Below are 17,825 nucleotides of genomic sequence, written 5' to 3'. Positions count from 1 at the left end.
TAACGTCGCCATTCGCGCGTTTCACGACATTAACTGCCAGTCAGTTGGGTGAGACGGGAACACTCGGGCCCCCGTCAGAGCGCAAGCCGCATGGACACCTGGTACCGGTCCGAGCGGTACGTCGAGACGGAGTACTCGATGGGCGTGCCCGGGTCTTCCTGGCCGGTGAACGAGCGGCGCCTGAAGAGGAGGACGGGGGACCCTGGTTCGATGTCCAGCAGGACCGCGATCTCCTCCGGGGCGGCAGCGGCCTCGACAGTCTGTTCCACGTGCTGCACCGGATGCCCGGAGGCGGCGAGGACCCGGTAGAGCGAGCCCGTCAGGTCCTCGGAGAGCAGGTCCGGCAGGAGCTCGGGCGGCAGCCAGGACTCGTCCACGCTGACGGGCGCCCCGTTGGCCAGGCGCAGCCTGCGGACCTGGTAGGCCTCGTGCCCCGGGGGCAGCCCCAGGTGCTCGGACGCCGCTGCCGGCGGCGCCGCCGTCGCGGCTGTAATGACCCGGGTGCTGGGTTCAAAACCGGCAGCGCGCATGTCCTCATTGAAGGAGGCCAGGTGCAGGGTTGAACGAACCAGCCCGTGCGACACAAAGGTCCCCTTGCCCTTGATCCGGACCAGCGCCCCGTCCTGGACGAGGTCCGAGATCGCCCGCCGCACCGTAATGCGTGAAACCCCGAACTGCTCCTCCAGCTGGCGCTCGCCCAACAGTGCGTCCCCCGGCCGCAGCCTGGTGGCCACGAGGTCCTGGAGCTGCCTGCGCACCCAGACGTGTTTGAGTTCCCCCGCCGTATCCATAGCTCTATTGTCCGGGCAGATTGAACAGGTGTCCGCCCGCTTCCACGCGGCCGCCGGAGGCCGGCAGTGCAACGGCGTCCGGTTTGCTGTCCAGGATCACCACAGGGCTGCACATGCTGAGGTTTTTCGAGCGGACCAACGTGACATCAACGCTGATCATGGGGTCGCCGGCCCGGACCTGGTCTCCCTTCCGGGCCAGCACGCTGAATCCCTCGCCTTTCAGGCCCACCGTGTCGATGCCGACGTGGACCAGCACTGCGGGTCCTGAGGCGTGCTGGACGATGTAGGCGTGCGGCATGACCTTGATGACCCGGCCGTCCAAGGGTGCGACGGCGGTGAGCACACCGGCGTCATCGTCCGGAATGACGGCGGCGCCTCCGCCGACGAGCCCTTTGGCGAACACCGGGTCCGGCACTTCACTCAGCGGGATGAGTCGGCCGGGCAGCGGCGAAGCCACGCTGATGGCCCCGGCCGGCGCTTCGCCGCCTGGCACCGCCCCGGCCGGCGCGGTCCCGCCGACCTCCGCCGTGCTCATGTCAGCCGTGCTCACATCAGGTCCTGGATGTCTTCTGCCAGGCTCTCGGCTTCGGGGCCCACCACCACCTGGACCACGGAGCCGGCCATCATGACGCCATGGGCACCCGCGGCCTTCAGGGCTGCTTCGTCCACCTTTCCGGCGTCCACCACTTCGGTGCGCAGGCGGGTGATGCACCCTTCGATCTCTTCAACGTTGTCGGCGCCGCCGAGGGCGGCGAGGATGATTTCTGCTTTGGACATGTCCACTCCTGTTGGTCGTTTTCGCGGTGAGTCCGGCCGGCCCTGAAGCGTTTTTCCTGCCTGAGGTTGACAACTAAGCCCGGTGCACTTCACAGTGATGATTGTCACTGGTTATAACCAGTTAGCAAAACTCTACTGAATCCCGCATCCCCGCACAAGCACTCCTTTTCGAAACGAGGAACCACATGTCCACGGAAAACCCGTCCGCTTCCGCCGGGGCCGGCGCGCTGGCCGCGCCGGCCCCGGGCAAGGCCAAGGGCAGCGGAAAAGCGTTGCAGAACATGCAGCGCTTCGGCCGCAGCCTCATGCTCCCCATCGCCGCCCTTCCCGCAGCCGCACTCCTCCTGCGCCTGGGCCAGGACGACCTGCTGGGCAGGTTCGAATCCCTGACCACCGTTGCCCAGGTGATCGGCGCAGCCGGCGGTGCCCTGTTTGAGAACCTTCCGCTGCTCTTCGCCGTCGGCATTTCCTTCGGCTTCGCCAAGAAGGGCGACGGTTCGACGGCGCTGGCCGCCGTGGTCGGCTTCCTGGTCCTGACCAATGTCTTCAAGGTCATGGCACCCCTGGTGCTGGGGGCCGCCCCGGAGGGCGGCAAGGATCCCGTCATCAATTACGGGGTGCTGGCCGGCATCGTGATGGGCCTGACCACGGCTTGGCTGTGGCAGAAGTTCCACCGGACCACCCTGCCGGACTGGCTTGGATTCTTCGCCGGCCGGCGGCTGGTGCCCATCCTGACGTCGTTCGCGGCCATCGTGATCGGCGTGGTCATGGCCCTGCTCTACCCGTTCTTCAACACGGGCCTGACAGCCGTGGGCAACGCCGTCGCGGACAACACGGTGGTGGGCAGCGGCGTCTACGGCACGCTCAACCGGCTGCTCATTCCGCTGGGCCTGCACCACATCCTGAACTCGATCGTCTGGTTCATCATCGGCGACTACAACGGTGCCCACGGCGACCTGAACCGCTTCTTCGCCGGCGACCCCTCAGCGGGTGTGTTCATGACCGGGTTCTTCCCCATCATGATGTTCGCCCTGCCCGCGGCCGCCCTCGCCATCTGGCACGAAGCCAAGCCCTCTCAGAAGAAGATCGTGGGCGGCGTCATGCTCTCCACCGGCCTCACCGCGTTCCTCACAGGCATCACCGAACCGCTGGAATTCTCCTTCATGTTCGTGGCCTGGCCGCTCTACCTTGTCCACGCCGTCCTGACCGGAACCTCCATGATGCTGGTCAACTTCCTGGGCATCCACCACGGGTTCGGGTTCTCCGCGGGGGCCATCGACTACCTGCTCAACTTCGGTATCGCGCAGAATCCGCTCTGGCTGGTGCCCATCGGGCTGGGCTACGCAGCGGTGTACTACGTGGTGTTCCGCTTCGTGATCCGGCGCTGGAACCTGCGCACCATGGGGCGCGAAGACGAAACCGACGAGAACGGTTCGATGGCCAAAGCCGATGCGAGCTGAACCCGGCGTGCCGGGGCCAGCTCAACCCGGAGCCGGAGCCGGAGCCGGAGCCGGAGCCGGAGGCCGCGGCCGTCTGGGGCTGCGCGGCCGCCTTGTCACCGGCCGGCCCGGGGAGGGAGTGATCGACGACGGCACGGTGGTGATCGCCGAAGGACGCATCGTGTGGTGCGGCCCGACGGCGGAGCTGCCCGCCGGCGTCGACGTCGAAACAACACAGGTTCCGGTCATCCTGCCGGGACTGGTGGACGTGCACTGCCACGGCGCCGTGGGGCACACCTTCTCCGCGGATGCGGACGGCGCCCGCCGGGCCGCTGGTTATCACGCCGGGCAGGGTACGACGTCGGTGCTCGCCTCGCTCGTTTCGGCGCCGTCCGGTGTACTGCTTGAGCAGATCACGGTGCTGCGGGAGCTGGTGCGGGACGGCACGCTGGCCGGCCTGCACCTGGAAGGACCGTTCATTGCCCGGAGCATGTGCGGAGCGCAGGACCCTGCGGCCATCATTGACGGGGATCCGGCACTCCTGAAGCAGTGGCTCGAGGCGGGGCAGGGCACGGTGCGTTCGCTGACCCTTGCCCCGGAAACGCCGCACTTTGCCGAACTGGTGGCCCTGTGCAGGGAGTACCGTGTGGTCCCGTCCCTCGGCCACACCGATGCCACGGCGGCCCGGACGCGTGACGCCCTGGGCAGAGGGGCGGGCGCCGGCGGGGCCGGGGCCGGACCCTGGTCCGCCACCCACCTGTTCAACCGGATGCCGGCGCTGGGCCACCGTGCGCCAGGGCCCATTCCGGTCCTGTTGCAGGCCGCCCGGCAGTCACCGGACCGGATGGTCCTGGAGCTGGTCGCCGACGGCATCCACCTGGACCCGGAGATTGTCCGCATGGTCTTCAACCTGGTGGGACCGGGCTCGATCGCGCTGATTACGGATGCCATGGCGGCGGCCGGGATGTCCGACGGCCATTACACCCTGGGCAGCCTGGACGTGCTGGTCCAGGACAGGGTGGCCAGACTGGTCCCCGCGGCGGATGATGCCCGTCCCGGGGCGATCGCCGGGGCCACCAGCCTGCTGCTGGAAAACGTCCGCCGCTGCGTGGAATGGGGCGTGGGCCTGGCCGACGCCGTCACCGCGGCCTCCGCCACGCCGGCCCGCCTCATGGGCCTGGACCAGCCGGGACCCGCACAGGTCGGATCCATCACCAACGGGTACCGCGCCGACGTGCTGGTCACCACCGACGAACTTGAACTGTTGCAGGCCTACCGGGCCGGCACACCACTAACGCAGGAAAGGAAAACGAGTGCAGATCATTCTGTGTGAGTCCGCGGAACACGTAGGGGCCCGGGCCGCCGACATCATCGACGCCCGGGTCCGGCGGGGCCCCGCCGTCCTGGGACTTGCCACCGGAGGTTCGCCGAAGTCGACGTACCAGGAACTCATCCGGCGGCACCGCGAGGAACAGCTCAGCTTCAGCAGGGTCACCGCGTTCACCCTGGACGAATACGCCGGGCTGCCGCCGGAGCACGAACAAAGCTACCATTCCACCATCCGGCGCGAATTCACCGACCACGTGGACCTGCCGCCGGAGCAGCTCATCACCCCGCAGGGGAATGCGCCGGACCTGATCGCCGAAGCCGACCGCTACGACGCCGCCATCACGGCCGCCGGCGGGGTGGACATCCAGATCCTCGGCATCGGAGCCAACGGCCACATCGGGTTCAATGAGCCCACCTCATCCCTTGCCTCGCGCACCAGGGTGAAGACGCTGGCCGGTGCCACCCGTGCCGACAATGCCCGGTTCTTTCCGGCGGGCGACGTTCCGCGGCTGTGCCTGACGCAGGGGCTGGGAACCATCCGCGAAGCCAGGCTAGCGGTGCTGGTGGCCATGGGGGAGAACAAGGCCGGTGCGGTCCAGGCCATGGTGGAAGGGCCGGTCAGCGCACACTGCCCCGCCTCGGTGCTGCAAATGCACCGCCGGGCCGTGGTCATCCTGGACCCGACAGCCGCGTCCCGCCTGAGCCTGCTCGATTACTACCGGGACGCCCAGGAGTTCAACGACCAGCTGGGCCAAACGCCCACCCGGCCCTGGCTGCAGCAGCCGGTCGTCTAGGAGAGCTGAGTCAACCGGATTCGTGGCTGGACGGCTGGACAGGAGGTACGGCCCGGGTACCGTCCTAGCCGTTGATCACCTGCGGAACACCAAGGGCTTTCAGGCCTTCGACGCCGAACTCCAAGCCGTAGCCGGACTGCTTGGCGCCGCCGAAGGGAACGCGGGGGTCCACGGCGCCGTGCTTGTTGATCCAGACGGTGCCGGCCTCGAGCCGGGCGGCCACTTCGCGTGCCCGCACGGGGTCGGAGGACCAGACGGAGGCGCCCAGCCCGACGTCGAGCGCGTTCGCCATGGCTACCGCCTCATCCACGGTGCCGTACCGGATGATCGGCAGGGCGGGGCCGAACTGTTCCTCCGCCACCAGCGGGTTGCTGTTGTCGATGTCCGCCACGAGGGTGGCGGGGTAGAAGTGTCCGGGCTGGTCCGTGGCCGGGTTCCCGCCGAGCAGGATCCGGGCACCGGAGTCGCGGGCTGCGTCAACGAGCCCTGCCACGATGTCGTACTGCTGCCGGTTCTGCAGCGGGCCCAGGACGTTGGCCTCGTCCAGGCCGTTGCCCATGGGCGTCGCGGCGGCCACCTTGGTGAGCTCCTCGCACACGGCTTCATACAGCGAGTCGTGGACGTAGAGCCGCTTGAGGGCCGCGCAGGTCTGGCCGGTGTTGATGAAGGCGCCCCAGAAGAGGCCTTCGGCGATGGCCTTGGGATCGGCGTCGGGCAGGACGATGCCGGCGTCGTTCCCGCCGAGTTCCAGGGTGAGGCGCTTCACGGTGTCCGCGGAGGATTTGATGATCGCCTTGCCGGTGGCGGTTGAGCCGGTGAACATGACCTTGCCGATCGCCGGGTGTTCGGCCAGCCGGGCGCCGACGTCGCGGCCGCCGGAGACGACGGTCAGGAGGCCTTCGGGGAGTTCCTCGTTGAGGACCTTGGCGAGGGCCAGGACGGAGAGCGGCGTGTATTCGGAGGGCTTGACCACCACGGCGTTGCCCATGCGCAGGGCGGGGGCGACCTGCCAGACGGTGATCATCATGGGCCAGTTCCACGGGCCGATGGCACCGACGACGCCGATGGGCCGGTAGTGCAGTTCGGCGCGGGTTTCGCCGTCGTCCACCACCACTTCCGCCTCCAGCGGGGTGCCGGCGGCGACGCGCAGCCACGCGGCACAGGCGCCGACTTCGAAGCGGGCGTTGGGGCCGTTCAGGGGTTTGCCCTGCTCGCGGGAGAGCAGGCGGGCGAGTTCTTCGGCGGAGCGTTCGACGGCGTCGGCTGCTTTGAGGAGCGCGGCGGACCGGGCGTCGTGGCCCAGTGCTGCCCACGCGGGCTGGGCGGCTGCGGCGGCGGCGATGGCCGCCTCGAGGTCCTCGACGCTGTGGACCGGCGCCTCGCCTACGGGTTCCCCGGTGGCGGGGTCCAGGATGGTCCGGGTTTCGCCGGTGTCCGGGGTGATCGAGGCCAGCAGGGCATCGTAGGTTTCCATGGGGTACTCCACTTCGAGTAGGTCAGAGAACGCGGCCGGAACGGCCTAACAGCGCTGCCTTAAGCGTGCTCCGGCAGGCGCTGCGGGTCTTGTGTATCCGCGTACGGCGCTTGACCGGTGGCGAACAGAACGGCCGGCCCTGAACCACGCTGCGCTCAGAGCTGTGTGCCGGAGCCCGTCCTGAGCAGGAGTACCTCGTGGACTTCCTCGAGGGATGCCGCGATCGCTGAGCGATCGACACCGGCCAGATACTGGAGAACAAGGCCATCGAGGGCAGCAAACAGTGTGCGGGCCACAACCTCAACGTTGTGGGTCACGCCGGAGGCACTCAGCCCGGCGGCGAGTGCCCCGACATAGTTTTCGTAGAGGGCGGTGACCGCTTCCGAAAGCTCGGGGCGCCGCCGCGCCTCCAGGATCATCTCGTACTGAAACACCTGCAGCTCGGGTTCGGCCAGCAGCAGCCCCAGCAACGTCTCCGTGAACGAGTGGCCCAGTGTGGCGGCCTCGCGCAACTTGGACGCGCTGATGGACTGCTCGGTGGCCCAGTCCAGGGCCGCGGCGATGAGCGCGTCCCGGGAACCGAAGTGGTGGGCCACCAGCGTGTTGTTGACGCCGGCAGCTTCGGCCACGGATCGGTACGTCAGCCCGCGCATTCCCTTTGTTGCCACCACAGTCACGGCGGCGCGGAGCAAGGCCTCCTTGCCCGTGCCGTATTTTGACGGCGGGGCAGCGGCAGGGGAGGAATTCATAAACCGAGTCTAGCCAGCAACGAAGAGCCGTTGGAACGCTATTGACTTAAACTAAGCAACTGCTTAGATTGATCCCAGGTGGTGATGCAGCTCACTATTCAGGCTTGCTGGAACACCGCCCCACCTCAACCCGACCCGCGCCCGGCCGAGCCGCCGGTGCCGTCATTCCCTTGGAGTCAACGTGTCAGAGCCCATTGCTTTCACCACTTCGTCCGCCCTTAATCCAGACAAGATAGAACCCTTCGAACTCGGGCAGGTTCAGTGGGTGCGCCGCTTCGGGGAGGGGGACCGTCCCTCCCTTGCCTGCGGTTACTGGCATGTGACGCCCGCCGAGGCGCCTGAGCCTTTCGACTTGGTGATGGAGGCAGACGAGACGATCTCCATTGTCGACGGGCACCTGCGCATCGAAGTGGAGGGCGGGGACGCCTACGATCTCACTGCCGGAGGTGCAGCTTCCTTCAACAAGGGTGCGCGTACCAGATGGGCTGTCCTCGCGCCCACCGTCGAATTCTTTGTGTACTCCTAGGGGCGCGCCATGGAAACCGACGTGTATGACGCAGTGGTGGTCGGCGCAGGCTTCGCCGGTCTGACCGCGGCCCGCGAGCTCAGCAGGCAGGGACTGGCCGTCCATATCGTGGAGGCCAGGGACCGCATCGGCGGCCGGACCTGGCTGGACCACCGGTTGGGACGGGACCTCGAAATCGGCGGCACCTGGGTGCACTGGACGCAGCCTTACGTCTGGGCCGAACTGACACGCTACGGGCTGGAGACCACGCCCAGTCCAGAGCCAGAACGCGCCTTCTGGTGGGCGGACGGGTCACGTCACGAAGGCAGGCCGGATGAGTTGCTGGGGCTTATCGGCCAGACAAACGAGGAGTTCGTCCGCGACTCCCGCAAGTATTTTCCGGAGCCTTTCAGGCCCATGGCCCGCGACGATTTCAAGTCGATCGACCACGTGTCAGTCCAGGCGAGGATCCGTGAACAATTCCCCGCAGGCGCGCCGCGGGACATTCTTGAATCCTTCTGGGCCCTCAACTTCAATGGTCCACTGAGCAACGCCGCGTTGACGCAGGCTTTTCGCTGGGTGGCACTAACCAACGGCGACTGGGCGGTGAACTTCGAGGCGTGTGCCACGTACAAGATCGTCGGTGGCACAGCCGCACTGGCAGCTTCGATGCTCGCGGACTCGGGGGCCGGCATCCACTACGGCTTTACGGTTGAAGCTGTCGCTGAGGACGCGGGAGTCGTGGAAATCCGTAGTGCGGACGGCCGGACGGTCCGTGCCCGGACTGCGATTGTCACGGTTCCGCTTCATGCCCTGAGTGCAGTTGACTTTGAGCCGCCCCTGCCTGCGGCCAAGGCCGAAGCCGCCAGCCTTGGGCAGGTCTCCAAGGGGGCCAAGGTCTGGTTCCGGCTTCGCGGCGAACATGCGCCGTTCGTAGCGCTGGGGGGCGCCGATTGGCCCCTGAATTTCTTCCAGGTGGAATACACGCTCGACGGCGACACGATCGCCGTCGGGTTCGGTCCTGACGCCTCAAACATCGAGGTGGAGGATCCGGCCGCCGTCCAGGCGCAGCTCGCGCGCCTGGTGCCGGGAGTTGAAGTGGTGGCGGTGGCTAGCCACAACTGGGTGGACGATCCGCTGTCCGGTGAAACCTGGCCCATGCACCGCACCGGCTTTCTGTCGACGCATCTACCCGCCATGCAGGCCGCGCACGGCCTGGTTCTATTTGCTGGTTCCGATATTGCCAACGGCTGGTGCGGATTCATCGACGGCGCCATTGAGAGCGGCATGGGGGCCGCCCTTGACGCAGCGTCCCTGCTGGCAGGTGGCCTGTCCGTGAACCAGGCTGCGCTCAGGAACAACAACTGATCGCTGCACGACAAGCCGGGTCCGGCGCCGGCTGCCATGCTGGATTCCACGGTGCACATCACCGGCACCTTTGCCCGGGCCCGGCAGCTGTCCCACGAATTTCGCCCCAGCTCTTTTCCCCAGCACTCATGACCGTTAAGAAGGATCCAATGAGTATTTCGAATCCCGAATCCCGAACCGCGGAACCCGGTTCACGCCAGGAACATTCCACCGCCCTGCGCGCAGGAAGCATCGGAGTCCTGGGCATTCTGTTCTTTGTCCTCTCCGCCCAGGCCCCGCTGACCGGCATCGTGGGAGCTGCACCGCTCGCGGCCGCGCTCGGCAACGGCGCCGGCGCACCGGGTGCCTACCTCGTGGTGGGCATCGTCATTGTCATCTTCGCCGTCGGCTTTGTGGCCATGAGCCGGAAAGTACAGACCAACGGCGCCTTTTACGCCTACGTGACCGCAGCATTCGGGCGCAAGACCGGTGCCGGAGCGGCCTGGCTTGCCCTGCTCGCCTACAGCACGGTGCAGGCGGCAATGTACGGACTGTACGGCGCGGCCTTCTCCGGCCTGCTGGCATCCGCCGGCATAACTGTTCCCTGGTGGCTGCTCGCCGTCATCACCATGGCTGGCGTCCAGGTCCTGGGATCCAAGAACATCGAACTCGGCGCCCGCGTCCTTGCCATCCTGGTGGGCCTGGAAGTGGCCATCCTGCTGATGTTCGGATTCTCCGTGCTGTTCAAAGGCGGCGGCCCCGAAGGGCTGGACATCGCCGCGTCGTTCGCCCCGGAAGCCATCGCCAGCGGAGCCCCCGGGGTCGCCATTATGTTCGCGGTGGCCTCCATGTTCGGTTTTGAGTCCACGGCCATCTACTCCGCCGAAGCCAAGGACCCGCACAAGACGGTTGCGCGGGCCACCTATCTGTCCGTGGGCATCATCGCTGTGTTCTTCTCCTTCATCACCTGGATGCTGGTCAGCTTCTACGGGCCGTCCCACGTGGTGGATGCTGCGGGTGCCGCCCTGGAATCGGGGGACGCCACCTCCTTCGTGATCGGCCCCATCGTTGAAATGTTCGGACCCTGGGCAGGGATCACGGCCGGAGTCCTGCTGGTGACCTCGCTGCTGGCCGGCATCATTGCCTTCCACAACGGCATCAACCGCTACCTGCACTCGCTGGCCCTGCGCGGCTCCATGCCGGCAGTCATTGCCCGGACCAACAAGCACCGCGCCCCGGCTGCGGCGGCCTGGATCCAGACCATCGTTGCGGTCCTGCTGGTGGCGCCGTTCGCGCTGCTGGGGCTGGACCCGGTCCTGACCCTCTTCTCCTGGTTCAGCGGCCTCGCCGTCGCGGCGCTGCTGGTGCTGTACATGCTCTCCTCCCTTGCCGTCGTCGCCTACTTCCGCCGGGAAAAGGTGACCGGCCAGCAATGGCAGACGTTGATCGCCCCGGTGCTGGCTTCCGTGCTGCTGGCGTGGGTGCTGTACCTGGTGGTCAGCAACTTCACGTCCCTTATCGGAGGCAGCGCGGAAACGGCAGTGGGCCTGCTGGTGGCCGTCCCCGCACTGTTCCTGGCCGGTGTCCTCGTGGAGATCCGGGTGGAAAAGCAGATCCGGGCGTCAGCGCTTGAGTTCGCCGGGTAGCGCGCTGGCAGAGACATCAGGACAGGCAACGGAAGGGACGACGGCGGCGCGGGCGGCGGTTTGGCGCCCGCGCCACGCGAGGTAACCGGCCAGCAGCAGAAGCGCGGCCAGGGCCGCCGCGGCGCCCACCGCCGCTGCCGCCGTCGCCGGTGCTTCGGGACCATCGGGCCAGCGCCCGGTGATGCCCAGCAGCGCCGGGACCGTGGCCGATGCCTGGCTCGTGAGGATCAGGGACCAGCCAATGAGCGGCGTGAGCCGTTCAATCCCGAGGGCCAGTTGCAGGAAGAACAGCAGCCACAGGTAGGTCCAGCAGAGCCAGAGCACGGCCAGGAGCGGATCCTCCACGGACCAGGCCGCGGCGAGCAGGAGGCCGCACTCGGCCACCATCCCGCAGAACCAGCCAAGGCCCCGGGACCCCAGTCCCAGGAGGAAATCCAGCCCAACGTAGGCGTAGGTCAGCCCGAAAAGGAACATCCCGGCCGCTCCGAGCAGAATCGCCGTTCCGCCGCCGCCGGCAGTACCGTCACCGCCGCCGGCAGTCCCCAGGTATGCAACGGCGAGGAGCAGCTGGGTGCTGCCGGTGACCAGGCTGAACACGGCCGCGTCCCGGCGGGGGAGGAGATCCAGCGCCGCGAGGCCGTTGAGCAGGAGCGCGGCGCCGGAGAGGAGCAGGCAAATCTGGTTCATCAGAAGTCCCCGGCCGGACGCTGAACCGGGCATGTAATTTTCGTTTTATGGAAATTAAAAGTCACAATACGGAGGTTAGTGGAGTGCTGATTGGTCATGCGAGGCCCGTGCAGTCACAATTGGCTATGTTGAAGTTTCAATAAAAAGGGTGCCGGTCCGCGTATGCCGGAGATTTGCCGCGCCCGGTTCGACGTTAGGAATCATCATGGATGCACGGCTCGAGGCCATCAGGGACACCGTCCTGGCCAGGAACCCGGGAGAAGCGGAGTTCCACCAGGCGGTGGTTGAGGTCTTCGAAAGCCTGGGCCCCGTCCATGATCGGCACCCCGAATTCCTTGAAGCGGCCATCCTGGAACGGCTCTGCGAACCCGAACGCCAGATCATCTTCCGGGTGCCGTGGACCGATGACCAGGGCCGCGTGCAGATCAACCGCGGCTTCCGGGTGGAGTTCAACTCCGCACTCGGCCCCTACAAGGGCGGCCTGCGTTTCCACCCGTCCGTCTACCTGGGCATTGTGAAGTTCCTCGGCTTCGAGCAGATCTTCAAGAACGCCCTCACCGGCATGCCCATCGGCGGCGGCAAGGGCGGCTCGGACTTTGACCCCCGCGGCCGCAGCGACGCCGAAGTCATGCGGTTCTGCCAGTCCTTCATGACCGAGCTGTACCGCCACATCGGCGAATACACCGACGTGCCGGCCGGCGACATCGGCGTCGGCGGGCGCGAAATCGGCTATCTCTTCGGCCAGTACAAGCGCATCACCAACCGCTACGAATCCGGCGTCCTGACCGGCAAAGGCATCTCCTGGGGCGGCTCGCTGGTCCGGCCCGAGGCTACCGGCTTCGGCACCGTGATCTTCACCGAAGAGATGCTGAAGACCCGCGGAACGTCCTTCGACGGGCAGCGCGTGGTGGTTTCCGGTTCCGGCAACGTGGCCATCAACGCCGTCGCCAAGGCCCAGTCGCTCGGTGCCACGGTGGTGGCCTGCTCCGACTCTTCCGGCTACATCGTGGACGAGGCGGGCATCGACGTCGGGCTCCTCCGCCAGGTCAAGGAAGTGGAGCGCGGGCGCCTGAAGGATTACGCGCTGCGCCGTTCCGGCGTCGCCTACGTGGAAGCCGGTTCGGTCTGGGACGTCGATGCGACGGTGGCGCTGCCGTGCGCCACGCAGAACGAGCTCGACGGCGATGCTGCCGCGAGGCTGGTCCGCAACGGCCTGGTCGCCATCGGCGAAGGCGCCAACATGCCGTCCACCCGCGAAGCCGTGGCGGTCTTCCAGGAAGCCGGCGTGCTGTTCGGCCCGGGCAAGGCCGCCAATGCGGGCGGCGTGGCGACGTCCGCGCTGGAAATGCAGCAGAACGCGAGCCGTGACTCCTGGTCCTTCGAACACACGGAACAGCGGCTCACGGACATCATGGTGGGGATCCACCACCGCTGCGCTTCGACGGCCGACGAATACGGGGAGCCGGGCAACTATGTGCTCGGCGCCAACATCGGCGGCTTCGTCAAGGTGGCCGACGCCATGCTGGCCCAGGGGCTGATCTAGCAGGGGGCTGATCTAGCAGGGGGCTGATCTAGGCGCCGCGGCGCCAGTCGCTGGGGGATTCGCCGTAGGCATCCCGGAACGTGCGGCTGAAATGCGCCGCATCCAGGAACCCCCAGCGGGCGGCGACTGCCCCCACGGAGGTGCTGTGGAGCAGCGGATCCCTCAGGTCGCGGCGGATGCGCTCCAGCCGCTGGCTCCGGATCCAGCTGGCAACGGTGGCGCCCGATTCGTGGAAGATGTTGTGCAGGTGCCGGGTGGAGATGAAGTGCGCCGCCGCAATGCTGGCGGGCGAGAGCTGGGGATCGGCGAGGTTGGCCTCGATGTATTCGCGCACGGACGACGCCAGCAGCACCTGAGGCTTCATGCTCTCCCGCGCCATGTCCAGCTCCGAGTGCAGCATGGTGGACACGAGGTCCAGGGCGTTGGCGGCCAGCCGTGATCCGCTGGGGCCGCTGAGGGCTTCAAGGTTCTCTGCCAGCCGGGCAATGAAGGGGCCTACGATGCCCGCCAGCCCGTGCCCGCCTGCCAGCCGGACGGCCGCGAGCTGCCCGACGTAGTCCGGGGGCAGGGTCAGCGAATCGTGCGGGAACATGACCACCATGACCCGCGCCTGCTCTTCGAACGCCAGCGTGTAGGGGCGGTTGGTGTCGTAAATGGCGAGGTCGCCGGGGCGCAGCACTGCCTCGCGGTTGTCCTGGATGAGGAGTCCGGTGCCCTCCAGCTGGAGATTGAGTTTGAAATAGCGCTGGCCGGGCCGGGCCACCAGGGCAGGTGTGCGGTGGACATTGTGGCCCGAGGCTGACACCTCCACGATGCACAGCCGGTCCAACACCCTGGACCGCATCCGGCCGCGGAAGGTGTCCGGCTGATCCGTGTCGGCGGCCAGCGGCACGAAGGACTCCGCCACAAGGTGCCGCCAGTGGTCGAAGGAGGTGGCCACGCTGGAGGTGAGTTCTTGGCCCGCCGGGCGGGCTGTGGTTGCAGACATGGATGTTCCTGACGCCGGATAGCCATCTGAAAGTGGGTCCCCCAGGCTGTGTCCTGCGACACAGTCATTTCAGGTTAGCGGCCACGGCGGGCGTTGTCATCTTTTTTCGCCCATCGTCGAAAAAAGAATTATGAACCCGACCGAAGGAGGGTCAGGAATGCTTCCAGCTGGTCGCCCAAGCCTAGGTCCGCCTCGTTGTCCGGGGCGAGGGCGGCTGCTATCTGCGCGCCCAACAGCATGTTCAGGAGGTGGCCGGCAACGGCTGAATCGTCGATGGCGGCACCCACGTCCCCTTGCGTCCTCGCCTCCGCCAGGTGCCCGAGGATCGCGGCGTGCCACTGGTCCATGGACTCGCGGTGGATGGCGGCTTTTTCCGGGTCATTGATGGCCTTCTGCCAGAACGGGACCACAATCCGCGCTTCATTGACCCGCTCGGCGTCCAGCGGCAGCACCTCCACGCAAAACGCCCGGAGTGCTTCAATCCCGGCCTTGCCCGCCGTGACCTCCCGGATGCGCTCGTTGGTCCTGTTGAAGACGTGCCGGAACGCGAACGTCAGCAGCGTGTCCTTGGTGGGGAAGTAGGGCTTCAGTGCGCCGTTGGCAAAGCCGGCCTCGAGGGCGATTTCCCGCATCGTGGCGCCTTCGATGCCCAGCCTGGCAATGATCCGCCAGGTCGCATCCACCAGTTCCAGGCGTCGTTCATCATGGTCAACAATCTTTGGCACTCTGGTGATCCCCCGGAACTTTTTTGTATCGAACCCTTGTGATCCATCTTACGGACCGTTTATTCTCTACAACTATAGAAAATAAAAATCCCGACCCCAACACGGTCCCGGACAAAGGCAGCGCTCATGACACTTGCACCAACTGACACAGCCGCCCCGTACCGCCTGGCAACGGGCGGGGAGATCACCGAAGTCCAGGGCATCCTGCGTGCCGGCGGACTCCTCGGCCCGGAGAAGCGGATCGCCTACCTCGGCCTGCTGGACCCGGCGCGGCGCCCGGCACCGCCGGAAACCCCGGGTTCGGAGGACCGGCGGTTCCGGGTGTTCATCCACGATGTTTCCGGTGGCCGCCCGCTGGATGTGACGGTCTCCGTCACAAGCGGCGAGGTGACCTCCGCCGTCGAACTGGACACCGCCGTCGTCGGCGAACTTCCCGTGCTGGAAGAGGAATTCGAGGTGGTCGAGGAACTCCTGGCGTCCGACGAGCGGTGGCTCAAGGCCCTGGCCGACCGTGGACTCGACGTCGGCAAGGTCCGTGTTGCTCCGCTCTCCGCCGGTGTCTTTGAGTACCCGGAGGAAAAGGGCCGGCGCATCCTCCGCGGGCTGGCCTTCGTCCAGGACTTTCCCGAGGACAGTGCGTGGGCGCATCCCGTCGACGGCCTGGTGGCGTACGTCGACGTGGTCAGCAAGGAGGTCACGCAGGTCCTGGACACCGGGGTTGTCCCGATTCCGGCCGAGCACGGCAACTACACCGACCCCGAACTCACCGGCCCGCTCCGCACCACCCAGAAGCCGCTCCACATCACCCAGCCCGAGGGGCCAAGCTTCACCGTCACCGGCGGCAACCACGTCGAGTGGGAAAAATGGAGCGTGGACGTCGGCTTCGACGTCCGCGAAGGCGTGGTGCTGCACAACCTTGCCTTCCAGGACGGCGACCGGAAGCGCCCCATCATCAACCGCGGGTCCATCGCCGAGATGGTGGTTCCGTACGGCGATCCGTCGCCGATCCGGTCCTGGCAGAACTACTTCGACACCGGCGAATACCTGGTGGGCCAGTATGCCAACTCGCTCGAACTGGGCTGCGACTGCCTCGGCGAGATCACCTACCTCAGCCCGGTGATCAGCGACGCGTTCGGCAACCCCCGCGAAATCCGCAACGGCATCTGCATGCATGAAGAGGACTGGGGCATCCTGGCCAAGCACTCCGACCTCTGGACGGGCATCAACTACACCCGGCGCAACCGCCGCCTGGTCATCTCCTTCTTCACCACCATCGGCAACTACGACTACGGCTTCTACTGGTACCTCTACCTCGACGGCACCATCGAATTCGAGGCCAAGGCCACCGGCGTCGTCTTCACCTCCGCCTACCCGGAGGGCGGTTCGGCCAACATCTCCCAGCTGGCACCCGGGCTCGGCGCTCCGTTCCACCAGCACCTCTTCAGCGCCCGCCTGGATATGGCGATCGACGGCTTCAGCAACCGGGTCGAGGAGGAGGATGTGGTCCGGCAGCCCATGGGCGAAGGCAACGAACGCGGCAACGCGTTCTCCCGGAAGAGGACCGTGCTGAGCCGGGAATCCGAAGCCGTCCGGGAAGCCGATGCCCGCAGCGGGAGGACGTGGATCATCTCCAACCCGGAGTCGCGCAACCGGCTGGGCGAACCCGTGGGCTACAAGCTTCATGCCCAGGGCCAGCCGACCCTTCTCGCGGATCCGGATTCCTCCATCGCGCGCCGGGCGGCGTTCGCCACCAAGGACCTGTGGGTCACCCGGTTTGCGGAGGACGAGAGGTACCCCACCGGCGACTTCGTGAACCAGCACTCCGGGGGAGCGGGGCTGCCGGCCTACATCGCCCAGGACCGCGAGATCGACGGCCAGGACATCGTGGTGTGGCACACTTTCGGGCTGACGCACTTCCCCCGGATCGAGGACTGGCCCATCATGCCGGTGGACACGGTGGGCTTCAAGCTGCGCCCGGAAGGGTTCTTTGACCGCAGCCCGGTGCTGGATGTTCCCGCCAACCCGAACACGGGACCCGCCGCCGGCGGGCACTGCCACGGCTAGGCAGGCGCCATGACAGCCCTGCGAGGATGGGGCCGCCCCGCCGGCCCCATCCTCCGCCCCCGCCCTGTCCTCCATATGCGCGCCATTGCCGCCGCGACCGTTGCGTCCTGCCTGGTGCACCTCTGGCTGGTCGCGGGAAACCACCACGGAATATGGATGAACCTGCTGATGCTGGCCATGGTGGGCGTATGCCTGCCGTGCGCGGTCCACATCTGGCGCGACGGGCGGCCGGGTTCCCTCCGGCAGGTGATGGCCTGCGCGCTGGCGATGGCCGCCCTGCACGCCGTCCTGTTACTGGGGGCAGGGGCCGGTGCCGGGGCGTCCGGCCACAGCCACGGGGTTTCCGGGATGCCGGCAGCAGAAGCTGCGGGTTCCGCTGCCGGTTCTGCCGCCGGCGGGATGCTCGCCATCATCGCCGTGGAAATCACGACGGCGCTCCTCGCCGCGACGCTGCTGGCCAGGCTGCGACGCCCGCTGGCGGGGGCTTAGCGCTCCGCCATGAGCTTGAGATTTTCCAGCGTCTGTTGCCTTGCCCGTTCCTGCATGTGCTCGATCACCACGTGGTCCGCGAACTTGCCGATGGCGCTGCCCGGAACGTTGTATTCGATCTCCAGCGAGACGAGCGTCCCGGTACCCGCCGGTTCGTACTCCCAGGTTTGCCAGCCCTTGAGCGGTCCGTCGAATTCGATGCGCACGTGTTTCCCGCCGGTGGGCGTCGGCTGGTTCTCCACAACGCGCGTGGTCACCGGAAACGGAACGCCGGCCATCAGGTAACTGTGCTCAACCACGGTGCCGGCACCGCCGTCGCCCGTTACTTTCTTGGCCTCTCCGAGGTTGACCCACCAGGAGGCCCAGTGCTGCGGGTCCGTGGCGATCTCCGTGACCCGCTCCACGGGTGCGTCGATTGTTGTGCTCAGCTTGATGTGGCCCATCGGAACTCCTCGTGTGGCAAATGGTAACCGCTGTG

General features: G+C 66.9%; 18 protein-coding genes. 9 read left to right on the top strand and 9 right to left on the bottom strand.

Annotated features, from left to right (window positions below):
* Nucleotides 1-74: 74 nt before the first annotated feature.
* Genes TV39_RS17700 through TV39_RS17690 form a run of 3 tightly spaced genes read right to left on the bottom strand, consistent with a single transcriptional unit; the run spans nucleotide 75 to nucleotide 1,568 of the window.
* Nucleotides 75-791, bottom strand: coding sequence for a GntR family transcriptional regulator (locus tag TV39_RS17700; RefSeq protein WP_052500617.1), 717 nt, complete (start codon nucleotides 789-791; stop codon nucleotides 75-77).
* Nucleotides 792-795: 4 nt separating this feature from the next.
* Complete coding sequence (locus TV39_RS17695; protein WP_235347435.1) at nucleotides 796-1,341, bottom strand: PTS sugar transporter subunit IIA; 546 nt, start codon at nucleotides 1,339-1,341, stop codon at nucleotides 796-798.
* Complete coding sequence (locus TV39_RS17690; protein WP_011693340.1) at nucleotides 1,338-1,568, bottom strand: glucose PTS transporter subunit EIIB; 231 nt, start codon at nucleotides 1,566-1,568, stop codon at nucleotides 1,338-1,340. The genes TV39_RS17695 and TV39_RS17690 overlap by 4 nt, the downstream gene beginning before the upstream one ends.
* Before the next feature lie 185 nt (nucleotides 1,569-1,753).
* Here TV39_RS17690 and TV39_RS17685 point away from each other — a divergent pair, with 185 nt between their 5' ends.
* Genes TV39_RS17685 through nagB form a run of 3 tightly spaced genes read left to right on the top strand, consistent with a single transcriptional unit; the run spans nucleotide 1,754 to nucleotide 5,130 of the window.
* Nucleotides 1,754-3,028: a PTS transporter subunit EIIC gene (locus tag TV39_RS17685; protein WP_200891048.1), complete on the top strand. Its 1,275-nt coding sequence runs from the start codon at nucleotides 1,754-1,756 to the stop codon at nucleotides 3,026-3,028.
* On the top strand, nucleotides 3,018-4,340 hold the full coding sequence (locus TV39_RS17680) for an N-acetylglucosamine-6-phosphate deacetylase (protein ID WP_082049862.1): 1,323 nt from the start codon (nucleotides 3,018-3,020) through the stop codon (nucleotides 4,338-4,340). Before TV39_RS17685 ends, TV39_RS17680 begins: the two co-directional genes overlap by 11 nt.
* A complete protein-coding gene (gene nagB, locus TV39_RS17675; RefSeq protein WP_043484156.1) occupies nucleotides 4,321-5,130 on the top strand; it encodes a glucosamine-6-phosphate deaminase in 810 nt (269 codons plus the stop codon). Before TV39_RS17680 ends, nagB begins: the two co-directional genes overlap by 20 nt.
* Nucleotides 5,131-5,194: 64 nt before the next feature.
* Here nagB and TV39_RS17670 read toward each other — a convergent pair whose 3' ends face one another.
* Nucleotides 5,195-6,604, bottom strand: a complete 1,410-nt coding sequence (locus tag TV39_RS17670; RefSeq protein WP_043484155.1) for an aldehyde dehydrogenase family protein — start codon at nucleotides 6,602-6,604, stop codon at nucleotides 5,195-5,197.
* A 155-nt stretch (nucleotides 6,605-6,759) separates the two neighbouring features.
* Nucleotides 6,760-7,353 carry a TetR/AcrR family transcriptional regulator gene (locus TV39_RS17665; protein WP_043484154.1) on the bottom strand — a complete coding sequence of 198 codons (594 nt, stop codon included), beginning with the start codon at nucleotides 7,351-7,353 and terminating at the stop codon, nucleotides 6,760-6,762.
* A gap of 181 nt (nucleotides 7,354-7,534) precedes the next feature.
* Between TV39_RS17665 and TV39_RS17660 the strand changes: the two genes are divergently transcribed.
* The 3 genes from TV39_RS17660 to TV39_RS17650 all read left to right on the top strand — a co-directional run bounded on the left by TV39_RS17660 (nucleotide 7,535) and on the right by TV39_RS17650 (nucleotide 10,851).
* Complete coding sequence (locus TV39_RS17660) at nucleotides 7,535-7,879, top strand: cupin domain-containing protein (RefSeq protein WP_043484153.1); 345 nt, start codon at nucleotides 7,535-7,537, stop codon at nucleotides 7,877-7,879.
* A gap of 9 nt (nucleotides 7,880-7,888) precedes the next feature.
* On the top strand, nucleotides 7,889-9,226 hold the full coding sequence (locus tag TV39_RS17655) for a flavin monoamine oxidase family protein (protein ID WP_043484152.1): 1,338 nt from the start codon (nucleotides 7,889-7,891) through the stop codon (nucleotides 9,224-9,226).
* Nucleotides 9,227-9,375: 149 nt separating this feature from the next.
* Nucleotides 9,376-10,851 carry an APC family permease gene (locus TV39_RS17650; RefSeq protein ID WP_043484150.1) on the top strand — a complete coding sequence of 492 codons (1,476 nt, stop codon included), beginning with the start codon at nucleotides 9,376-9,378 and terminating at the stop codon, nucleotides 10,849-10,851.
* On the opposite strand, the gene TV39_RS17645 is transcribed toward TV39_RS17650, so the two are convergent.
* Nucleotides 10,828-11,538 carry an AmiS/UreI family transporter gene (locus tag TV39_RS17645; RefSeq protein ID WP_043484726.1) on the bottom strand — a complete coding sequence of 237 codons (711 nt, stop codon included), beginning with the start codon at nucleotides 11,536-11,538 and terminating at the stop codon, nucleotides 10,828-10,830. The two genes, TV39_RS17650 and TV39_RS17645, sit on opposite strands and share 24 nt — an antisense overlap.
* Before the next feature lie 205 nt (nucleotides 11,539-11,743).
* Here TV39_RS17645 and gdhA point away from each other — a divergent pair, with 205 nt between their 5' ends.
* Complete coding sequence (gdhA, locus tag TV39_RS17640) at nucleotides 11,744-13,081, top strand: NADP-specific glutamate dehydrogenase (protein WP_028271230.1); 1,338 nt, start codon at nucleotides 11,744-11,746, stop codon at nucleotides 13,079-13,081.
* Between the two features lie 28 nt (nucleotides 13,082-13,109).
* Here gdhA and TV39_RS17635 read toward each other — a convergent pair whose 3' ends face one another.
* Nucleotides 13,110-14,069 carry a helix-turn-helix domain-containing protein gene (locus TV39_RS17635; RefSeq protein ID WP_028271229.1) on the bottom strand — a complete coding sequence of 320 codons (960 nt, stop codon included), beginning with the start codon at nucleotides 14,067-14,069 and terminating at the stop codon, nucleotides 13,110-13,112.
* A gap of 128 nt (nucleotides 14,070-14,197) precedes the next feature.
* Complete coding sequence (locus TV39_RS17630) at nucleotides 14,198-14,794, bottom strand: TetR/AcrR family transcriptional regulator (RefSeq protein WP_043484147.1); 597 nt, start codon at nucleotides 14,792-14,794, stop codon at nucleotides 14,198-14,200.
* Nucleotides 14,795-14,920: 126 nt separating this feature from the next.
* Here TV39_RS17630 and TV39_RS17625 point away from each other — a divergent pair, with 126 nt between their 5' ends.
* Together TV39_RS17625 and TV39_RS17620 are read left to right on the top strand one after the other, a co-directional pair.
* Complete coding sequence (locus tag TV39_RS17625; protein ID WP_043484145.1) at nucleotides 14,921-16,858, top strand: primary-amine oxidase; 1,938 nt, start codon at nucleotides 14,921-14,923, stop codon at nucleotides 16,856-16,858.
* Nucleotides 16,859-16,867: 9 nt separating this feature from the next.
* A complete protein-coding gene (locus tag TV39_RS17620) occupies nucleotides 16,868-17,347 on the top strand; it encodes a hypothetical protein (RefSeq protein WP_043484141.1) in 480 nt (159 codons plus the stop codon).
* Here TV39_RS17620 and TV39_RS21455 read toward each other — a convergent pair.
* Nucleotides 17,344-17,790 (bottom strand): SRPBCC family protein, encoded by a 447-nt coding sequence (locus TV39_RS21455; RefSeq protein ID WP_052500616.1) that lies wholly within the window; start codon nucleotides 17,788-17,790, stop codon nucleotides 17,344-17,346. The two genes, TV39_RS17620 and TV39_RS21455, sit on opposite strands and share 4 nt — an antisense overlap.
* Nucleotides 17,791-17,825: the final 35 nt, after the last annotated feature.

Source organism: Arthrobacter sp. SPG23, assembly GCF_000876655.1.
Lineage (GTDB): Bacteria > Actinomycetota > Actinomycetes > Actinomycetales > Micrococcaceae > Arthrobacter.
Note: the sequence above shows the minus strand (reverse complement) of the source record. Positions and strands in the feature narration are given on the sequence as shown.